At 63.8% G+C, this 19216-nt stretch carries 16 protein-coding genes; 9 read left to right on the plus strand and 7 right to left on the minus strand.

Features of this window, described 5'->3' with window-relative positions; translation table 11 throughout:
* Positions 1–50: 50 nt before the first annotated feature.
* Positions 51–2819 carry a PAS domain-containing protein gene (locus tag ACT9T4_RS00550; RefSeq protein WP_499115019.1) on the minus strand — a complete coding sequence of 923 codons (2769 nt, stop codon included), beginning with the start codon at positions 2817–2819 and terminating at the stop codon, positions 51–53.
* A gap of 252 nt (positions 2820–3071) precedes the next feature.
* On the opposite strand from ACT9T4_RS00550, the gene ACT9T4_RS00555 reads away from it, so the two are divergent.
* Positions 3072–4676, plus strand: coding sequence for a histidine kinase famiy protein (locus ACT9T4_RS00555; protein WP_179538890.1), 1605 nt, complete (start codon positions 3072–3074; stop codon positions 4674–4676).
* 544 nt (positions 4677–5220) lie between these two features.
* A complete protein-coding gene (locus ACT9T4_RS00560; RefSeq protein WP_042551782.1) occupies positions 5221–5772 on the plus strand; it encodes a thioesterase family protein in 552 nt (183 codons plus the stop codon).
* Positions 5773–5824: 52 nt separating this feature from the next.
* On the opposite strand, the gene ACT9T4_RS00565 is transcribed toward ACT9T4_RS00560, so the two are convergent.
* The 5 genes from ACT9T4_RS00565 to ACT9T4_RS00585 form a co-directional block, all read right to left on the minus strand.
* Positions 5825–7843 (minus strand): TonB-dependent receptor, encoded by a 2019-nt coding sequence (locus ACT9T4_RS00565; protein ID WP_499115256.1) that lies wholly within the window; start codon positions 7841–7843, stop codon positions 5825–5827.
* A gap of 140 nt (positions 7844–7983) precedes the next feature.
* Positions 7984–8382 (minus strand): DUF2946 domain-containing protein, encoded by a 399-nt coding sequence (locus ACT9T4_RS00570; protein ID WP_042551780.1) that lies wholly within the window; start codon positions 8380–8382, stop codon positions 7984–7986.
* Positions 8383–8532: 150 nt separating this feature from the next.
* A complete protein-coding gene (locus ACT9T4_RS00575; protein ID WP_042551779.1) occupies positions 8533–9633 on the minus strand; it encodes an NADH:flavin oxidoreductase in 1101 nt (366 codons plus the stop codon).
* Between the two features lie 112 nt (positions 9634–9745).
* A complete protein-coding gene (locus ACT9T4_RS00580) occupies positions 9746–10519 on the minus strand; it encodes an SDR family NAD(P)-dependent oxidoreductase (RefSeq protein WP_179538888.1) in 774 nt (257 codons plus the stop codon).
* Between the two features lie 10 nt (positions 10520–10529).
* On the minus strand, positions 10530–11324 hold the full coding sequence (locus ACT9T4_RS00585; RefSeq protein WP_179538887.1) for an SDR family NAD(P)-dependent oxidoreductase: 795 nt from the start codon (positions 11322–11324) through the stop codon (positions 10530–10532).
* 154 nt (positions 11325–11478) lie between these two features.
* On the opposite strand from ACT9T4_RS00585, the gene ACT9T4_RS00590 reads away from it, so the two are divergent.
* The 3 genes from ACT9T4_RS00590 to ACT9T4_RS00600 all read left to right on the plus strand — a co-directional run bounded on the left by ACT9T4_RS00590 (position 11479) and on the right by ACT9T4_RS00600 (position 13640).
* A complete protein-coding gene (locus ACT9T4_RS00590; protein ID WP_042551776.1) occupies positions 11479–12045 on the plus strand; it encodes a TetR/AcrR family transcriptional regulator in 567 nt (188 codons plus the stop codon).
* Between the two features lie 83 nt (positions 12046–12128).
* Positions 12129–12584 carry a MaoC family dehydratase gene (locus tag ACT9T4_RS00595; protein WP_042551775.1) on the plus strand — a complete coding sequence of 152 codons (456 nt, stop codon included), beginning with the start codon at positions 12129–12131 and terminating at the stop codon, positions 12582–12584.
* Between the two features lie 48 nt (positions 12585–12632).
* Positions 12633–13640, plus strand: coding sequence for an aldo/keto reductase (locus ACT9T4_RS00600; protein WP_499115020.1), 1008 nt, complete (start codon positions 12633–12635; stop codon positions 13638–13640).
* 53 nt (positions 13641–13693) lie between these two features.
* Here ACT9T4_RS00600 and ACT9T4_RS00605 read toward each other — a convergent pair whose 3' ends face one another.
* Entirely contained in the window at positions 13694–14596 is a 903-nt protein-coding gene (locus ACT9T4_RS00605) for a LysR family transcriptional regulator (RefSeq protein WP_499115021.1), read from the minus strand.
* 90 nt (positions 14597–14686) lie between these two features.
* On the opposite strand from ACT9T4_RS00605, the gene ACT9T4_RS00610 reads away from it, so the two are divergent.
* From ACT9T4_RS00610 to ACT9T4_RS00625, 4 genes are all read left to right on the plus strand, one after another.
* On the plus strand, positions 14687–15463 hold the full coding sequence (locus ACT9T4_RS00610; RefSeq protein WP_499115022.1) for an SDR family NAD(P)-dependent oxidoreductase: 777 nt from the start codon (positions 14687–14689) through the stop codon (positions 15461–15463).
* Positions 15464–15519: 56 nt separating this feature from the next.
* Positions 15520–16275 (plus strand): SDR family NAD(P)-dependent oxidoreductase, encoded by a 756-nt coding sequence (locus tag ACT9T4_RS00615; protein WP_042551771.1) that lies wholly within the window; start codon positions 15520–15522, stop codon positions 16273–16275.
* Between the two features lie 43 nt (positions 16276–16318).
* Entirely contained in the window at positions 16319–17710 is a 1392-nt protein-coding gene (locus ACT9T4_RS00620; RefSeq protein ID WP_042551770.1) for an aspartate aminotransferase family protein, read from the plus strand.
* A 101-nt stretch (positions 17711–17811) separates the two neighbouring features.
* Entirely contained in the window at positions 17812–19179 is a 1368-nt protein-coding gene (locus tag ACT9T4_RS00625; RefSeq protein ID WP_499115023.1) for a glutamine synthetase family protein, read from the plus strand.
* Positions 19180–19216 lie beyond the last annotated feature (37 nt).

Raw genomic sequence — 19216 nt, forward strand, 5'->3', positions numbered from 1 at the left:
GCTGCCGATCGCGCGGCCATGCGTCTTGAGCCTTGAAGAGGCGTCGACGGTTAGCCGACCATCAACTCGCGTATGCGCGAGGCCAACGCATCGAGGGTGAACGGCTTGGTCAGCACCGTCATTCCCGGGCGTAACTGGCCATCGGTGAGCAGTGAGTTTTCCGCGTAACCGGTAATCAGCAGTACGGGCATCTGCGGTCGGCGAGTCAGTGCGGCATCGGCCATTTGCCGGCCGTTCATGCCGCCTGGCAAGCCGACATCGCTGATCAGCAGGTCCACCTGCGTTTCCGATTGCAGAATGCTCAAGCCCTCGGCGCTGTCGCCGGCTTCGATCACCTGCAGGCCAAGTTCTTCGAGCACTTCGCTGACCAGCATGCGGATCGCCGGTTCGTCATCGACAACCAGCGCCGTCTTGCCACTGCCCCCGGGCGTCAGCTCGAGCCCGGCGATGGAGGAGGGCGTCGTCTCGACTTCCGCCTTGCCGTCATGACGTGGCAGGTAGAGGGTCACTACCGTGCCTTCGCCCACCGTCGAGGTGATGCGCATCTGGCCGCCGGACTGCTTGGCGAAACCGTAGGCCATGGACAGGCCGAGACCGGTGCCTTCTCCCATCGGTTTGGTGGTGAAGAAGGGTTCGACTGCACGGGCGACCACCTGTTGCGACATGCCCACACCATTGTCCTGCACGGCCAGGCTCAGGTAGTGGCCCTCGGGCAGGTTGAGCGTCGCACCCCGCCTGGCGTCTATCCACAGGTTCTGCGTGGTGGTCCTGATCACGCCGCCATTGGGCATGGCGTCACGGGCGTTGATGCACAGGTTGAGCAGGGTATTCTCCAGCTGCGAGGCATCCACCAGTGCGGTCCACAGGTCGGGCAGCAACTCGCTTTCCAGGCTGATTGCCGGGCCCACGGTGCGCTGGATCATCTCCAGCATGCCGGCGATCAGCAGGTTGGCGTCCGTCGGCTTGGGCAGCAGCGTCTGCCGGCGCGAGAAGGCCAGCAGGCGATGGGTCAGGGCGGCGGCACGGCGGGTGGCGGTTTCCGCCGAGCCCATGTATTTGGTCAGTTCATGGAAGCGGCCCTGTTCGATGCGCAGATGCATCAGTTCCAGCGAGCCGGAAATACCCGCGAGCAGGTTGTTGAAGTCGTGGGCGATACCCCCGGTCAATTGTCCGATCGCTTCCATTTTCTGGGACTGGCGCAGCGACTCTTCAGCCATGTGCTGGGCGGTGACGTCGCGGCCGACGAAATGGATGATGCTGCCTTGTGCGTCCGGCGCGGCCGTCCACAGGAACGAGCGTGCTTCACCGGTCTTGCAGCGCAGGCGACTGGTGAAGCCGCTGACCTTCTCACCGTTGCCGAGGCGTTGCATCAGGGCGCTGACATCGGCCCGGTCTTCTTCGACCACCACGTCCATGAAGGGCGCGCGAAGCAGCTGTTCCGACTCCCAGCCAAGCAATTGTGACCATGCAGGATTGATCGTCTTGAAATAACCATCGAGCCCGGCAGAACCCATCAGGTCATTGGTGCTTTCCCAGAGGCGGTCGCGTTCGGCGGTGCGCTTTTTCAACTCGGCCCGGTTGAGCTTCTCGCGGGTCACGTCCCGGGCGGAGCAGTAGGTCTTGCCGCCACTGGGCACGGCCACCCAGGACAACCAGCGCCATTCACCATCCTTGCTGCAGAAGCGATTCTCCAGGCCCAGTGCCGGCTCGCCAGCCTCCTTGATCTGCCGCCAGACGCGTTGCGTATCGGCCTGGTCCTCGGGGTGTACGAATGCCAGGAAGTGGGTATTGGACAGTTCCTCTTCGGTCCAGCCCAGGGTCGCCTGCCAGGCGGGGTTGGAGGCTTCGAAAAAGCCATCGTCGTTGAGTACGCCAAGCAGGTCCGGCGTTATCTGCCAGGTGCGACCACGCTCGAAGGTCTGCGCGATGACTTTCTGCTCCAGTTCATCGTTGAGCGCCATGACCCGGGCGATGGCACGGTCGCGCTCGCCCTCGATGGCGCGTCGCTCTTCCACGTCGATCAGCACGCCAGGAAAACTCAGCCCACTGCCATCGGCCGCCAGCTCGACGCGCCCATTGGCCTCCAGCCAGTAATAACGGCCATCGGCACGGCGCACCCGATACTGGTGGGCGTAGGGGCCGCCGCGGGAAATTGCCTCGCTGATGGCATCGAGCAGGCTCTCGATGTCGTCGGGATGAACCGTTTCGACCACCTGCTGCAAGCTGAGACCATCACGGCCCAGAGAGGGATCCAGGCCGAAGTTGCGGGCGAACGCCTCGTCCACGGTGAAGCGGTTGGTGGGCAGATCCCAGAACCAGGTGCCGATAATGGCCCCTGCCGCGAGGGCCAGTTGCACCCGTTCGGCGTTGGCGATGGCGGGTTGCTGGATCGTTACCACCTGAGTGGTCTCGATGGCGACATTGAGAAAGCCGGCGATCGTTCCCGAGGCGTCTTCCAGAGGGCTGTAGGAAAACGTCCAGTAGGTGTCTTCGGGGTAGCCGTTGCGGGTCATCACCAGGTGCATGTTCTGGTGGTGAATGGGCACGCCGCTCAGTACCTTGTCCACCAGCGGACCAATGGTGCTCCACACCTCCGGCCATACGTCTGCTATGTCCATACCCTGTGCCGCAGGGTGTCGTTCGCCGAGAAAGGGGATATAGGCATCATTGTAGATGAACGTCCGCTCGGGGCCCCAGGTCGCGCACATGGCGAAGCTGCTGGTGCTCATGATCCCGTAGGTGGTGCGTAGCGCGGCTGGCCAATTCTCGAGTGCGCCAAGCGGCGTCGATGACCAATCGAAATCTTTGCTGGATTGCACGAGGGCACCTTGTGCTTGCGGACGGGCGACAGCCAGGAGTTAGCCATTAGAGGCATTGGCGTTCACAGGTTCATTGTTTCAGCGCAGCACCGCCGCCGACTTCGTGGCTGCAGGGTCTGTCGCCAATAAGTTCGCCATACGCTGCTCGAACTTGTACATGCAGCATTGCCTGTAGAACTTCTTGATGGCCATTTGCTCGAATTATACAGAGTGGCCGCTTCGCTGGCTGCGACAGTCATACAGGTAAAGCCGATGTCTACCAGCGGTAAACAGAACTTCCGGGTCGATAACTCCTCATCCGGCGATATCTCTGCTTCCGGCAAGAACATCTTTTTCGCTGCGGTGGAAACCACCCGCATGCCGATGATCGTTACCGACCCGAATAGAGACGATAACCCGATCATCTTCGCCAATAACGCGTTCCTCGAGATGACGGGCTACGGCGTCGAGGAAATCGTCGACAGGAACTGCCGATTTCTGCAAGGGCCGGAAACCGATCGTTCCGTCGTCACACAGGTGCGTGAAGCCATCGCGCAGCGCAAGGAGATAGCCGTTGAACTGATCAACTACCGCAAGGACGGCTCGACGTTCTGGAACGCGCTGTTCATCTCGCCGGTGTACAACGATGCCGGTGAACTGATCTATTTCTTCGCCTCGCAGCTCGATATCAGCCGTCGTCGCGATGCCGAGGAGGGGCTGCGTCAGGCGCAGAAGATGGAGGCGCTTGGCCAGCTCACTGGCGGTATCGCCCACGACTTCAACAACCTGCTGCAGGTGATGATCGGTTATCTCGAGGTGCTCGATCGCACCGCGAGCAAACCCGAATACGATCAGGATCGCATCCGCCGCTGCGTGCACAATGCGCGCAACGCCGCCGATCGCGCTGCCACGCTGACTCAGCAGTTGCTGGCGTTCTCGCGCAAGCAGAAGCTCGAAGGCCGGGTGCTCAATCTCAATGGGCTGGTCAATGGCTTCCAGGAACTCGGCGAAAGAACCCTGGGCAGGGTGAACCTGCGCCTGACGCTGGAAAATTCGCTATGGAATTGCCGGATCGATCCGACCCAGGCCGAGGTCGCCTTTCTCAATATCCTCATCAATGCGCGCGACGCTCTCGAAGGGCGCGACCATCCAATGGTTCATATCGAAACCAAGAACGTGGTGGTCGAGGACCTGGGCAGCATGTCCTATGACGGGCTGATGCCGGGTCGCTACGTGAGCATCGCCATCACCGACAATGGTATGGGCATGCCCGAGAGCGTAAGCAAGCGGGTGATGGATCCGTTCTTCACCACCAAGGAGGAAGGCAAAGGCTCCGGCCTTGGTCTGTCGATGGTCTACGGGTTCGTCAAGCAGTCTGGCGGCACCGTGAGAATCTATTCGGAGGAGGGTGTCGGCACCACCTTGCGCCTGTATTTCCCAGCCGATGACAGTCAGGTCATCCACAGCCCGTCGAAAGAGCGATCCGGCGAGCGCAATGGCACCGAGCGCGTGCTGGTCGTCGAGGATCGCCCCGATGTCGCGGATCTGGCCAAGATGGTGCTCGAGGACTACGGCTACGTGGCAGAGATCGCCCTGAACGCTCGGGAAGCCTTGCAAATGCTCGAAGCGGCCGATTACGACCTGTTGTTCACCGATCTGATCATGCCCGGTGGCATGAATGGGGTCATGCTCGCCCGCGAGGCAAGGCGTCGCAAGCCCGGCCAACGGGTGCTGCTCACCACCGGTTACTCGGAAAACTCCCTGGAGCGCACCGACGCCGGTGGCAGCGAATTCGACGTGATCTCCAAACCCTATGTGCCGAACGACCTCGCTCGCAAGGTGCGCCAGGTCATCGAGGGGCCCACGGGCGTGGGGTGATCAGCGCTCGGGTTCCGAGCGGCCCGGCAGGCGCTGCAAGCGAACCCCTGACGAGTGGTATCGATACAATGCGAACCGATTTATGCCTATGCGCCTCACAAGCTTATGGACATATATATAAATAGATTTACCGAGGAAACGGGCTGCCAGCTGGACCTCGAGAGAGGCCCTACGGGCATATGCTTCACGGCTATGTCCAACGAAGGCCAGTGCTTGGGTGTCAGGTGCCTGAGCACCGCGCAGTTGGCCAATGGGCCATTGGTGCAGGCGGTGATGCTCGATTTCATCGCCCAGACCAAAAGGGTGCAGGAGCTTCGCAGCCTTGGCCGAGCGACCAGGCCATGGCCCGAACGGCATTCCGGCCCCGCACCCGGCCTGGGAAGTCGCCGCTAGCATGAGCAGTTCGATGATCGGCTTGCAGTCCATGCGTTTCAGCGTGGCTTGGTTTGCGTAAATCCCATGGAGTAAGGCAGTTCTGCTGCTACCTCGCCTGACGAGCGGCGCTTACAGTGCACGCTCTTTCGTTCGTGCAGGCTCTCGCTCCATGAATCTCTGGTTTCGCCTTTTCCTGATGCTTCTGCGCCGCCCCTGGCGCCGCCCGGTCTCCGCGTTCGAAACGACGGTGGTGCGCATGCGCGTCTGGCCGTTGGACCTGGACCTGAACCGGCATGTCACCAACGGTCGCTACTTCACCCTCGCCGATGTCGGACGCATGGATTACGTGCTGCGCAGCGGCGCGTTTCGAGTTGCCCTGAAGCATCGTGCCCTGCCCATCGTCGGTGACGTATGGGGCAAGTTTCGCCGCGAACTGAAGTTGTTCCAATCGTTCGACATTCATACCCGGATGTTGGGTTGGGATGAGAAATGGAGCTTTATCGAGCACCGCTTCGTGAAGGATGGCCGGGTGCTGGGCATGGTCATCATGCGCGGGTTGTTCCGCGGGCCGAATGGTAACGTGTCGCCAGGAGCGTTCGCGCTGGAGCTGAATTTGCCCGAACAATCGCCGCCACTGCCCGACTGGTTGAGCAACTGGTCGGAGAGCTGTGACAGGTTGAGCAGCCAGTTGCGTGACGAAGAGCAGGGCGAGGCAAGCTAGCGTCATCGCGGCATGGCCACGTATGCAGTCGCTACGTGGCCATGGCCGTCCTCTAGAAGTCCAGCGTCAAGCCTGCATAGACCGCCCGACCATCGCCGGCAGCGTGTAGCGATTGCTGCACACCGGCGCTGTCGTCGTACCAGGCGTATTCGTAGTAGCGGTCGGTGATGTTCTTGGCTTGCACGTCGACGCTCAGGGTGGGCGTGAGCTGATAGACCGCCCCAAGGTTGAGCAGCACGTAATTGCCGAATTTGCCGGTGCTGTTGGTGCGCTCCAGGTAATAGTCGCTCTGGCCGTTGAGCCAGGCGGACAGCTCGAGCTCAGGGGTCAGCTGGTAGGTCGAGCCTGCGGCGTACAGGTGATGGGGCACGTGATCCATCTCCTTGCCCTTGCTGGCTGGCAGGTTGGGGTTGGGCTCGAGGATCTCCGAGAACTGCCGCGAGTAGGACAGCCAGAGGCTGCTGGCGTCGGTGGGGTACAGGTTAAGCTGCAGATCCCAACCCTTGCGCAGGGTCTTGCCGACGTTTTCGGCATCGCCGACCGCGTCGTTGAGCTTGCGCTGCACTTCATCCGACGCCTTCTGCTCCCAATAGGCGATACGGCCATCGATCCAGGCGGCTGGCTTGAACTTGATCCCGGTTTCCCAGCCATCGTTGATCGAGGGTTTCAGGTCGTCGCTGAGGGTCGCCAGGCGATAAGCCGCCGAGCCGACACCGACCTGATAGCTGCGGCCCCAGTTGGCGTACAGGCTGGCTTGCTCCCAGGGCGAGTAGACGACGCTGATCTTCGGTTGTTTGATCAGGCCATAGTCGTTGACGTCGGCATGCTCACCGCTCAAACCATTGACGTAGCCGCCATACAGCTTGTCGACCCGGTACGCCGGGATGATCTTCAGCGTGTCGGTGGGCTCGATCACCGCCTGCACATAGGTGCCGTAAACATTCAGGTCGAACTGCTGATCGCGGGTCTGCGCCACGCGGCTGCGCTGCTGCGTTCGGTAACGCAGGCTTTCGTTCTCCTGGCGCTGTACCTCGGCACCACCCTCAAGGGCGAAGGCATGCAGATGCTCCACCTCGGGGCGCCAGGTCAGGCTGCTCAGCGCGCCGTACTGGGTTTCGTCGGCGTAGCGTTCCTGTTGCGACGAGGTGCGCCAGTACTGCGTCCAGCGGCGGTCTTCGAAGGTGTTCACATAGGCTTTGCTGGCCCAACTCAGGGTCTGCGACAGGTTGGCATCCAGGTGCAGGCTGAGCTGGTTCATTTCCCGCTCACCGGTATCGGTGGCGTTGTTGGCATAGGACTGCCGTGGCCGCTCGCGGGAGTCGGCACGGCTCAGGTAGCCCGCTTCGTCGGCATCGGCCGTGTAGTGCCGGGCGATCAGGCCGGCACGCCAGGCGTCATCGTCTGCGGTATAGAACCACTTGCCGGCGAAGCTCATGCGCTCGGCCTTGGCATGATCCCGGTAGCCCTCACTGCCTTGGTAGCTGAACGAATAGTTCTGGCTCCAGTTGCCGTCCTCGACGCCCTTCACCAGTTGCAGCTCACGGGTGTCGAAGCTGCCGTAGCGCAGCCGCAACTTGCCGTCGTTGCCGCCCTGGCGGGTATTGATGCTGGCGTTGCCGGCGATGTTGTGCAGCCCGTAGCGCGGGTCGTTGGTGCCGCGCACCACTTCGATACTGTCGATCTCCAGCGGGAAGACCATGTCGATGAAGGGCATGTTGCCGTCGTTGGTATTGCTGGGAATACCATCGATCAGCAGCTTGACGGCATTCACCTCACCCTCGCCGTTGAAGCCGCGAAACGACAGCTTGCCGGAGGTGGTGCCCTGATTGAATTGAGTCAGCATCACGCCGGGCGCTCGGCTGAACAGTTCCCAGCTGTATTGCACCGGCTGCTTTTCGAGGATGTCGGCGCCGAGCACATCGACCGAGCTGAGAATGTTGTGGCTGGCCAGCGGGCCGGCTTGCCCGGCAACGACGCTGACCGCGCCCAGGGTGACGACCGAATCGCCGGGGCTGCGGGTGTCGGCAACGGCCTGGCTCAGCGGCGTGAGGGCGAACAGGCAGGCGAGCATGACGGTTGGCGCCGAATGGCGCGCGAGTGGTAGCGGCAGAGTGGTATCTGTTGGGTTCATCAAAGGTTTTCCACGCGGAACAAGTGACGCTGTTTCCCGGCCGCGCGCGGGCGCAGGCCGATGGAATCAGGCTGATTGGGTCACACGGCGAGGAGGCGAAAAGGGGAGGCGCGGGGATTCAGGGAGGGCCATAGATAGCGCGGTGGCGGTTGTGCCAGGCTGCGCGCGACGATTGGCGACGGCAGTGCCGAGAGCAGATGGCCAATGTTCCAGCTGGCGGTATTGACGGCGACGGCCAGGGAAGAGGAGGAGCACAGCGGGCAGTTGAACGGCGCACTCATTTGCTGAGACTGGCTGGAACCGCCGTCGTCGTAGCTCTGGCCGTGGTCACTGCCAGAGGCGCAATAGCCACCGTTCAGACCGCTGAGGGCGAGGCCGCTCATCTGTCCATGATGAATCCCGCAGACGAACAGACTGAACAGGACGCTGGCGTAGAGCATCCATGCAATCAGTGAGCGTTCATCGCGGGCGAGTTTCATGGGGCCGAACTTTACCACTGCGGTAAGGTTTGGCACGTGCAGCCGGCGTGGTGAATTGCCGCATCCGCGGCACGAGAGGAAAACGCCAAGGGCGCGGAGCGTCGGCTGCGGGTCCTTGGCGTTTCAAGTGCGCAAGCTGCGCGGCGACGATCAGGCCAGGGTGGCGAGGTCGGCGGCATTGAAGCCCGGCAGCGGCTCACCGTTGCGGACCTTGTTGGCCCACTGTGCGTCGGAGATCAGCACACGGCCGACGGCGATCAGGTCGAACTCTTCACGCTCGAGGCGCAGGTGCAGGTTGTCCAGCACCGCGGCATCGGAGCCCTTGCCGCCAAAGGCGCCGAAGAAGTCGCCATCGAGCCCTACCGAGCCGACGCTGATAGTCGCTGCCCCGGTGAGTTTCTTCGCCCAGCCCGCGAAGTTGAGGCCTTGTTCGCCGTCGATATCCGCGAACTCCGGCTCCCAGAAACGGCGCTGCGAGCAATGCAGAATATCCACGCCGGCCTCGACCAGCGGCGCCAGCCAGGCGGTCATTTCCTCTGGCGTGGTCGCCAGGCGAGCGGCGTAGTCCTGCTGTTTCCACTGGCTGACCCGCAGGATCAGCGGGAAGTCCGGCCCAACGGCCGCGCGAACGGCGCGTACCGCCTCGGCAGCGAAGCGCGAACGCTCGGCGATGGTCGCACCGCCAAAGGCATCGGTACGGGTGTTGGTCCCCGGCCAGAAGAACTGGTCGATCAGGTAGCCATGGGCGCCATGCAGCTCGACCGTGTCGAAGCCCAGACGTTTGGCATCCGCCGCAGCGCTGGCGAATGCGGCCACGGTATCGGCGATGTCTTCCAGGGTCATGCTCACGCCGCGCGGATCATCGGGGGCCACCAGCCCGGAGGGGCTTTCGACCGGTGCATCAGGCACCCACTCGCCACGGGAGCGGGTCGAGCCGGTGTGCCAGATCTGTGGGCCGATACGACCGCCGGCCGCATGTACGGCCTTGGCCACTTCAGCCCAGCCAGCCAGCGCTGCATCGCCATGGAAGAATGGAATGCCCGGCATGTTGCGCGAGGCCGGGCGGTCGATCACCGTGCCCTCGGTCAGAATCAGGCCCACGCCACCGGCAGCGCGCCGGCTGTAGTACTCGGAATGCGCCTGGCCAGGAATGCCTTCGGGCGCCATGCCACGGGTCATGGGCGCCATGACGATACGGTTGGGAAGATCCAGGCTTTTCAGCTTGAAGGGGCTGAACAGAACGTCGGACATGACTCACTCCATCTGGGATAAGTGGCCGCTGAAAGCTCAGCGGTACCTGCAAGTACGGTTAACTGGAAAATTGGCGACGCCAAGCGGGTTATCTCGTTATTACCGTTGACGATCACGCAGCCATTATTCGGGCCAGCACGGCCTGGTGAAGCCAGCGCGGCGTCGCCCACATGAACACGACATTCAGTTTGTTGGCAATACCGGGAACCACGCTGATACGCCCGCCATTCATGGCGCGAATACCTGCGCGCACCACGGGCGGCGTCTTCATCATCACGGCCTCCAGGGCTGGCGTGATGCGTTGCTTTGCCGTGCTGGCGAAGCCCGTGTCGGTCATGCCCGGGCACAGCGTGGTGACGGTCACGCCATCCGCCTTGAACTCCCTGTGCAAGGCTTCGCCGAAACGAAGCACGTAGGCCTTGGCCGCCGAGTAGACCGCGAAACTCTCGACACCCTGATAGGCCAGGATGCTGGCGACCTGCAGGATCTTGCCGCGCTTGCGCCGGCGCATGTCCTGGCCGAACAGGTGGGTCATGGCCGTGAGGCTGGCGATATCCAGCCCGATCATCGACAGGGCGGAGTCCAGCGGGCCGTCCAGGAACGGGCCCTGGAGCCCGTGCCCGGCGTTGTTGATCAGCACGTCGACCTCGATGCCGCGCTGATTCAAACGGCGATGCAGATCACGGACCGCCTCGATATCCGCGAGGTCGACCTGTTCCACCACGACCTCGATACCGTGCTGCTGGCGCAGCGACTCGGCCAGCGCTTGGAGGCGATCCAGGCGCCGCGCCACCAGTATCAGGCGGTGCCCGAGCTGTGCGTACTGCCTGGCGAATTCTTCACCGAAACCGCTCGACGCGCCGGTGATCAGTACCCATGGCTGCATGTCGTTGACCTCACTGAGCCTCGGGAGACAGATAACGTTCGGCCGCACGGGCCTGTCGAATACCGGAGAGCAGGGTCAGGCGTGCTGCTTCCAGACCACCCCAGCCCGCTTCGTCGTGCAGCGGCGGAATGGTCACCAGCTCGCGGCGGTCGAAGCCGACCAACGCCGCGTCCACCAGCTCGTCCACCTCCATCACCTCGGGCAGGGCGTTGACGTCCATGCCTGCGCGCTCCCAGATTTCGGTACGGGTCGCCGCCGGCAGCACGGCCTGCACGTAAACGCCTTTGGGGCCCAGTTCCAGGTTCAGCCCTTGCGACAGGAAAAGCACGAAGGCCTTGCTCGCGCCGTAAACCGACATGCCGAACTCCGGCGCCAGGCCAACCACCGAACCGATGTTGACGATGCTACCGGCACCTGCTGCGGCGAACCGGGGCGCGACGGCGCTGGCAAGGCGTGCCAGGGCAGTGGTATTGAGGGTGATCAGGCGGTCGATGCTGTCGGCCGTCTGCTCGATGAAGCTGCCGGATTGAGCCACACCCGCGTTGTTGATGAGCACGCCGATCCGTGCGTCATCGCGCAGGCGCGCCTCCACCTCCAGCAGATCGGCTGGCTGAGTCAGGTCAGCCTGGAGAACATCGACGGCGACGCCATGTTCTGCACGCAAGCGGGTCGCGAGGGCATCCAGGCGCGTCTGGTCACGCGCCACCAGGACCAGATCATGGCCGCGGCGTGCGAAGCGTTGTGCATAAGTGGCGCCGATGCCGGAGGAAGCGCCGGTGATGAGGACGGTAGTAAGGCTGGTCATGGAGGCTCTCGCTGATTGGGGGAGACGCGCGTCGTCGGGGCGTCGTGCAATTAAGATGTCGATCGTAATCTTAATTGTCAATATTTTTTGATTATGATCGACATCAATGTATGCTTGACGCATCGATAGGCGATTCACCAGGAGGCATGTGGATATGCGAGTCACCAAGGCCCAGGCCCAGGCGAACCGAGCGTTGATCGTCGAAACCGCTTCAACGCTGTTTCGTGATCGTGGTTATGACGGAGTGGGCGTGGCCGACCTGATGGCCGCCGCCGGCTTCACCCATGGCGGGTTCTACAAGCACTTCGGCTCCAAGGCCGACCTGATGGCGGAAGCGGCTGCGTGCGGGATTTCGAAAACCCTGGAGCGCAGCAGCGATGTGGACGCGGCCACCTTTTTCAAATTCTACGTTTCCCGACAACACCGAGATGCCCGTGGGCCTGGCTGCACCATGGCCGCCCTCGGCGGCGATGCGGCGCGTCAGCCTGACCAGATCAAGGCGATATTCGCTGACGGCATCGAGGGTTTGCTGGCAACGCTCCAGCAGCAGGACGGCTCTCGAAGCCAGGAGGCGCGAGCGCAAATGATCGGCCAGCTCGCACAGGCGGTCGGGGCAATCGTGTTGTCGCGCGCCTGCCCGGACGACTCTGCGCTGGCGGACGAGATCATCGACGCCTGTCGCGTGCAGATCCTCGCGGCCTTCCCCGAGAAGGCGGATTGACGTCGCCGGCCATTGGCGGTGTCCGGCCACCAAGAACACCTGTTGGTGCCGCACTCGCGGCCCGAAAAAGAGGGAGCCTGAAGATGACCATCCACTACCTGGACGACCTGCAACCGGGTCAACGCTTCGTTGGCACTACCCGGGTTCGCCTCGACGCGGAGGCCATCAAGACCTTCGCCGCCGAGTTCGACCCCCAGCCATTCCATCTCGACGAAGCCGCTGCCAGCACCTCGATCTTCGGCGCACTGGCCGCCAGCGGCTGGCACACCGCAGCGTTGACCATGCGCCTGCTGGTGGACTGCGAGCCGAAACTTGCGGGCGGCATCGTCGGTGCCGGGTTCGATGAGCTGCGCTGGCCGTTGCCGGTCAGGCCCGGTGACGAGCTGCGCGTGGAGCTCGAGGTGCTGGAGGTGCGGCCATCCAGGTCGAAGCCTACTCAAGGGCTGGTGAAAATGCGCACCACCACGCTGAATCAGGATGGCCAGGTCGTGCAGGTTTCCGTGGGCAATCTGGTGGTGCCTCGTCGCCCTGAGCAATAGCGCTAATCGACCTCTAACAGTGGCTGCCTGACGGCGGTGGAGAACAGCATGAAATACACAACGTTCGGCAAAACGGGCTTGCAGGTTTCCCAGGTGGCGCTGGGTACGGGCAACTTTGGAACCGGCTGGGGCTATGGTGCCGACCCTGATACCAGCCAGGCCATTTTCAACGCCTACGCCGAAGCCGGTGGCAACTTCATCGACACAGCCGACGTGTATCAGTTCGGCCAGTCCGAAGCGCTGCTGGGTACGCTGTTGGAGGGGCGCCGCGAGGATTTCGTCCTCGCGACCAAGTTCACCAACGGCGCGGCAGCCGATGCCAACCGCCTGGTCACCGGTAACAGCCGCAAGGCGATGGTCGCGTCGGTCGAGGCGAGCCTGAAGCGCCTCAAGACCGACCGTATCGATCTCTACTGGGTGCACCATCCCGACGCTGTCACGCCCATGGAAGAGGTGATTCGTGGCCTCGACGATCTGGCTCGTGCCGGCAAGATTCTCTACGCGGGCCTGTCCAACTTTCCTGCCTGGCGCCTCGCCCACGCCGCTACGTTGGCCGAGCTGACACGTGCGCTTCCCATCGCGGCGGCGCAGTTCGAGCACAGCCTGGTGCATCGCGACCCCGAGGCCGATCTGTTCCAGGCTTCCCATGCGCTGGGGCTGGGTATCGTCACCTGGTCGCCGCTGGGTGGTGGCATGCTCACCGGCAAATACCGACACGGCGAGAAGGGCCGGGCCGAAGGCTTCGGTGGCCGGGTATTCCAGGCCGAGAACTCGCAGCAGCGCACGCAGATTCTCGATGCGCTGATCTCGGTTGCCGGTGAACTGGGCGTTAGCCCCGGGCAGGTCGCGATTGCCTGGGCGGGTACCCATGGTTCGGTGCCGATCATCGGGCCACGTTCCCTGGCGCAGCTCACCGATAACCTGGGTTCCCTGGCGCTCGAACTGTCGGCCGAGCAGATCGAGCGCCTCGATGCGGTGAGCGATCCGGGCCAGGCCACAGGTGCGCGAGTCCCGGTTGCCTGGGCTTCGGGCAACCTTCCGAGAGTCGTTGCCTAAACGGGCGTTGGCGGTTGGTCGATGAAGTTCGGACGCTGCAGCGGAGCGGGTGCTTACGAACGCGCCGGCCCGGCCTCGACCTGCTCGCGCAGCAGTTGCAGGTAGCGGCGTGCCCCCAGGCCCAGCGGTCGGCTCTTGTACCAGATGACATCGACCCACAGGCGTATCTGGCTGGCCATGTTGTCGAACTTGACCGCAGCCAGCACGCCGGAGGCGATCATCGGCTGAACCAGCGGCTGTGGCAGGTAGGCCCAGCCCATGCCAGCCTGCACCAGATCGAGGGTGGCCATGTAGCTGTCCGTCAGCCACACGCGATGGGACAGTACGATCTGCGGGTCCGAGGCATTGGGGTCGCCACTGGCCACCACGATCTGCCGCGTGTCCGCCATGTGCGCCTCGTCCAGCGGTTCGCCTTCACTGGTGAATGGGTAACCCGGCGCCGCGACTGCGGTAAGCAACTGGCTACCGGCCTCGGCAAAGGCTTCGCGTTCGTCGATGCCGGGGCGTTCGAACATCAACGCCACCTGCACGCTGCCCTCGTGGAGCATGCGCACCGCATCGGTCTGCGCGGCTGAGCGTATCTCTATTTCCAGCGTCGGAAACTCCCGAGCCAGAGTCGTCAGCGGGCGACTCCAGGCGCCGGTTTGCAGTTCCGGGGCCATCGCCAGGACCAACCTTCTTTCCAGGCCCTTGTGCAATTGCAACGCATGGGCATCGAGCAGGTTCAGCTGGCTGGCCACCTGCCTGGCCTGGGGCTCGAGGGCCCGAGCGGCAGGGGTGGGCAGCGCCTTGCGGGTCGAACGGTCGAAGAGGACCAGGTCCAGTTCCGCCTCCAGTTGCGACACCGCCATGTTCACTGCCGAGGGCACCCGGCCCAGGGCACGGGCTGCGGCGGAAAACGAGCCTTGATCGATAACGGCGAGAAATACCCGCAACGATTCGCTGGTGAACACCATGGTTGTCAGTTTCTCTGATAACAGTTGTCTTTTTGTATCAGATTTATGCGCTTAGCATCCAGCCCATCAAACCAGTGGGATGAGGTCGGTATGTTCAGGGCAATGGCAGGTCAGGTGGCATTGGTCAGCGGGGCCGGTAGCGAGCGTGGCATCGGTATGGCCATTGCGCGCAGGCTCGGTGCGGCTGGCGTAAAGCTGATCGTCACCGCCAGCAGCGCGCGCATCGCCGAACGCGTGGCCGAACTGCGCGCCGCCGGTTTCGAGGCCGAGGGCCGTGCGGTCGACCTCACCGACGAGGCGCAGGTGCAGGATTTCGCGGCCTGGGCCGAGTCGCGCTGGGGGCGTATCGACATCCTGGTCAACAACGCCGGCATGGCCATGCAGGGCAGCCCCGAGCCCTTCGTCGAGGTGTCGAAGATGAGCCTCCACGTCTGGAACCTGTCGCTTTCGCGCAACCTGACCACCGCCTTTCTGCTCACCCGTGCCGTGTTGCCAGGCATGCAGCAGCGCGGCTATGGCCGTGTGGTGCATGTCAGCTCGGTGACCGGCACGCGGGTCGGCAATCAGGGCGAAGCCGGCTACAGCGCGGCCAAGGCGGGCATGGTCGGGCTCAACCTGTCGCTGGCGCTGGAAGTGGCCGGGCAGGGCATCACCGTCAACTCGGTGGCGCCTGGCTGGATCGCCACCGGCGCCACCCAGCCGGAAGAGGCGCGTGCCGCTGCCTACGTGCCAGTGGGCCGCGCTGGCCACCCCGAAGAAGTCGCCGCCGCGGTGGCCTTCCTGGCGTCCCCCGAGGCGAGCTACATCACCGGTGAGACGCTGGTGATCGATGGCGGCAACAGCCTGATCGAGAACAAGGCGCCCTGAGCGCCAACCCCTCTTTTTATCCCTTCGAGCGGCCTGCGGGCCGAGGAGTGAACCCGATGCAGCCCGTCGTTCTGATCACCGGTGCCCTGGGAGGTATCGGCCAGGCCATGTGCGAGCGGTTCAATGCAGGCGGCTGGACCGTGTTCGGCACCGACCTGGACGCTACCGCGCTTGCTGCCCGGCAGGCCGAAGGCAAGCTGGCCGGCGCCCACGCTGCCGATATTCGCCAGCCGAGCGCCTGCAAGGCGGTGGTCGCGGCGCTGCTCGCCAGCACCGGCCGGCTGGACGCCTTGGTCAACTGCGCCGGGGTGTGGCGGGAAGGGCCGGTCGAGTCGTTCAGCGAAGACGATTTCGACATCGTGCTGGACGTCAACCTCAAGGCCACGTTCTTCATGTGCTCGGCCAGCATCCCGGCGCTGCGCGAGAGCCAGGGCGCCATCGTCAACATCTCCAGCGACGCCGGGCGACAGGGCAATCGCAACGCCGCTGCGTACTGCGCGAGCAAGGGCGCGGTGACCCTCATGACCAAGGCGCTGGCGCTGGACCTGGCGCCGTCCGGCGTGCGCTGCAACAGCGTGTCACCGGGCGATGTGCAGACCCCGATGCTGGCGTTCCAGGCCCAGCGTTACGGCAACGGCGACCAACCGGCGTACTACCGGGACCTGCTGGCCAAGTACCCGCAAGGCGAAGCGGCACGCTTCATCCAGCCCGGCGAAGTGGCCGACCTGGCGTATTTCCTCTGCCAGAGCGGCGCACGGTCCATCACCGGCGCGGACATGGCAATCGACTGTGGTGTGTCGGCCGGCAACTGAGCGTTGCGGCGACCTGATGGGTACAACAACAGGAGCTTTCTTCATGTTCAACAGTGGAATCAGCGAGTCGGCGGTGGAGACCTTCGCCAGCCGCGAGCGCGAGCGTTTTCTGCAGCGCAACCCGAAATCCGTCGAGCTGGCCAAGCGTGCTCGCAAGTCGCTGTTCGGCGGGGTGCCCATGCACTGGATGAGCGACTGGTCGATGCCCAGTTCGCTGTTTGTCAGCCGTGCCAAGGGGGCGCGCTTCTACGATGTCGACGGCCACGAGTACATCGACTTCTGCCTCGGCGACACCGGCAGCATGTTCGGCCACTCGCCCGATCCCATCGCCCAGGCCATCGCCGAGCAGGGCGCCAATGGCCTGACCACCATGCTGCCCGGTGAGGATGCGGTAATCGCTGGCGAACTGCTTGCCGAGCGCTTTGGCCTGCCGTTCTGGCAGGTGGCGACCACCGCCACCGACGCCAACCGCTTCGTGATCCGCTGGGCGCGCGCAATCACCGGGCGCAAGGTGTTGCTGGTGTTCGACGGCTGCTACCACGGCACCGTCGACGATGTGATGGTGCGCTGCAAGGAAGGCCGCACCGTGCACCGCGGCGGCCTGATCGGCCAGGCGCGCAACCTGGCCAAGACCAGCCGGGCCGTGCCCTTCAACGATGTGACCGCGCTGGAGGCGGCACTGGCCCAAGGCGACGTGGCAGCGATTCTCTGTGAGCCGGCGATGACCAATATCGGCATGGTGCTGCCCGAGCCGGGCTTCATGGAAAAGGTTCGCGAACTGAGCAAACGCTACGGCAGCCTGCTGATCATCGACGAAACCCACACCATCTCCACTGGACCTGGCGGCTGCACCCGCGCCTGGAGCCTCAAACCGGACTTCATCACCCTCGGCAAGCCCATTGCTGGCGGCGTGCCGTGTTCGGTGTACGGCTGCAGCCATGAGATGGCGCAGGCCATGCGCCTGGCCCAGCAACACGCCAGCGAAACCAGCCACGGCCATGGCCATAGCGGCATGGGCACCACCTTGTCGGCCAACGCCCTGGCCATGCACTGCATGCGCGTCAACCTGGAGCAGGTCATGACCCCGGCAGCCTACGAGCACATGCTGCCGCTGGCCGCGCGACTGGCCGCTGGGCTGCGCCAACTGATCGCCAAGCATGGGCTGAACTGGTCGGTCACCGAGCTGGGCGCGCGCTGCGAATTCCAGTTCTGCGCCACCTCGCCGAAAACCGGTGCCGAGGCAGAAGCGGCCTTTCATGACAGCCTGCAGATGGCCTTGCACCTGTACCTGATCAACCGTGGCATCCTCATCACGCCGTTCCACAACATGACCCTGTGCTGCCCGGACACCAGCGCCGCCGATGTCGACACGCTGCTCGCCACCCTCGATGAGGGGCTGACCGAGCTGCTGGCGATGCCAGGTGCGCGTGCCTGACCTGTACGGTCGATTGACTGGCATGATCCTCGTGCCACGCCGTGAAGGTGGGGCAGGGGACCAGGCCGGTGTTTCCTGCCATTTTTTTACGAGAGCTGACCATGCAATTCGCCGACATTCAGGAAGCCCGCGACTTTCTCGCCGCCCACCCCGAGGTGCGCAGCATCGAGCTGATGCTGATCGATGCCAATGGCGTGCCGCGTGGCAAGCTGCTGCACCGTGATGAGCTGCTGGCTATCTATGAAAATGGCCGGCCACTGCCCAGCTCGATTCTGGCCTTGACCCTCCAGGGCGAGGATGTGGAGGCCACCGGCCTGGTCTGGGAAGTGGCCGATGCCGACTGCTGGACCTACCCGCTGCCCGGCAGCCTGACCCTGCAGCCCTGGCGCAGTACGCCCACCGGGCAACTGCAGGTGAGCATGCACCCGACCCAGGGCCTGCCCGCCACCCCTGCCGACCCTCGGCATGCCCTGGTGCGGGTGATCGAACGCCTCAAGGCCGACGGCTTTCACCCGGTGATGGCCGTGGAGCTGGAGTTCTACCTGCTGGACAAGCAGCGCGATGCCACGGGTCGTCCGCAACCGGCTCTGCAAATGAACGGCGTGCGCCCCCAGGCGCCGCAGGTCTATGGTGTCTACGAGCTGGAGCAGTTGCAGCCGTTCCTCGACGATCTGTATGCCGCCTGCGAAGTGCAGGGCCTGCCGGTGCGCACGGCGATTTCCGAGTACGCGCCGGGCCAGGTCGAGTTGACCCTGGAGCACCGCTTCGATGCGCTGCAGGCCATCGACGAAGGCATTCGCTACAAGCGCCTGGTCAAGGGCGTGGCCAACCAGCACGGGCTGCAGGCCTGCTTCATGGCCAAGCCGTTCGGTGACCTGGCCGGCAGCGGCATGCACCTGCACGTCAGCCTGGCCGATGAGCAGGGCAACAACCTCTATGCCAGCGAAGACCCCCAGGGCACACCGCTGCTGCGCCACTCCATTGGCGGCATGATGGCCACGCTGCTCGATTCCCTGGCGATCTTTTGCCCCAACGCCAACTCGTTCCGCCGCTTCCAGGCCAACAGCTATGCGCCGCTGGCCAAGAGCTGGGGCGTGAACAACCGTACCGTGTCGTTCCGTGTGCCAGGTGGCCCGGCCAACAGCCGTCACATCGAGCACCGCATCTGTGGCGCCGACGCCAACCCGTATCTGGCGGCAGCGGCGATTCTCGCCGGCATCCATCACGGCATTCGCGAGCAGATCGACCCGGGCGCGGCCATCGTCGGCAACGGCTACGAGCAGGCCAGCGAATTCTTGCCGACCGACTGGCTCACAGCACTGCGTGCCCTGGAACAGTCCAGCTGGGCCAAAGAAGCCCTGGGCGAGGCATTTCTCAAGGTGTTTCTGGCGATCAAGCAGACCGAATACCGTCAGTTCATGGCTGAGGTCGGTGAGCAGGATTGGCGCTGGTACCTGCACCACGCTTGAGCGGCCTAGGTTCGCAGCAGCTACGCGAGGCTCGGAC

The sequence above is a fragment of the Pseudomonas sp. SZ40 genome (genome assembly GCF_052958135.1).

Bases quoted from the DNA above. Each gene is read 5' to 3' on its own strand.
- ACT9T4_RS00555 (WP_179538890.1), top strand. From the start codon at position 3,072: ATGTCTACCAGCGGTAAACAGAACTTCCGGGTCGATAACTCCTCATCC.
- ACT9T4_RS00560 (WP_042551782.1), top strand. From the start codon at position 5,221: ATGAATCTCTGGTTTCGCCTTTTCCTGATGCTTCTGCGCCGCCCCTGG.
- ACT9T4_RS00565 (WP_499115256.1), bottom strand. From the start codon at position 7,843: ATGCTCGCCTGCCTGTTCGCCCTCACGCCGCTGAGCCAGGCCGTTGCC.
- ACT9T4_RS00570 (WP_042551780.1), bottom strand. From the start codon at position 8,382: ATGAAACTCGCCCGCGATGAACGCTCACTGATTGCATGGATGCTCTAC.
- ACT9T4_RS00575 (WP_042551779.1), bottom strand. From the start codon at position 9,633: ATGTCCGACGTTCTGTTCAGCCCCTTCAAGCTGAAAAGCCTGGATCTT.
- ACT9T4_RS00580 (WP_179538888.1), bottom strand. From the start codon at position 10,519: ATGCAGCCATGGGTACTGATCACCGGCGCGTCGAGCGGTTTCGGTGAA.
- ACT9T4_RS00585 (WP_179538887.1), bottom strand. From the start codon at position 11,324: ATGACCAGCCTTACTACCGTCCTCATCACCGGCGCTTCCTCCGGCATC.
- ACT9T4_RS00590 (WP_042551776.1), top strand. From the start codon at position 11,479: ATGCGAGTCACCAAGGCCCAGGCCCAGGCGAACCGAGCGTTGATCGTC.
- ACT9T4_RS00595 (WP_042551775.1), top strand. From the start codon at position 12,129: ATGACCATCCACTACCTGGACGACCTGCAACCGGGTCAACGCTTCGTT.
- ACT9T4_RS00600 (WP_499115020.1), top strand. From the start codon at position 12,633: ATGAAATACACAACGTTCGGCAAAACGGGCTTGCAGGTTTCCCAGGTG.
- ACT9T4_RS00605 (WP_499115021.1), bottom strand. From the start codon at position 14,596: ATGGTGTTCACCAGCGAATCGTTGCGGGTATTTCTCGCCGTTATCGAT.
- ACT9T4_RS00610 (WP_499115022.1), top strand. From the start codon at position 14,687: ATGTTCAGGGCAATGGCAGGTCAGGTGGCATTGGTCAGCGGGGCCGGT.
- ACT9T4_RS00615 (WP_042551771.1), top strand. From the start codon at position 15,520: ATGCAGCCCGTCGTTCTGATCACCGGTGCCCTGGGAGGTATCGGCCAG.
- ACT9T4_RS00620 (WP_042551770.1), top strand. From the start codon at position 16,319: ATGTTCAACAGTGGAATCAGCGAGTCGGCGGTGGAGACCTTCGCCAGC.
- ACT9T4_RS00625 (WP_499115023.1), top strand. From the start codon at position 17,812: ATGCAATTCGCCGACATTCAGGAAGCCCGCGACTTTCTCGCCGCCCAC.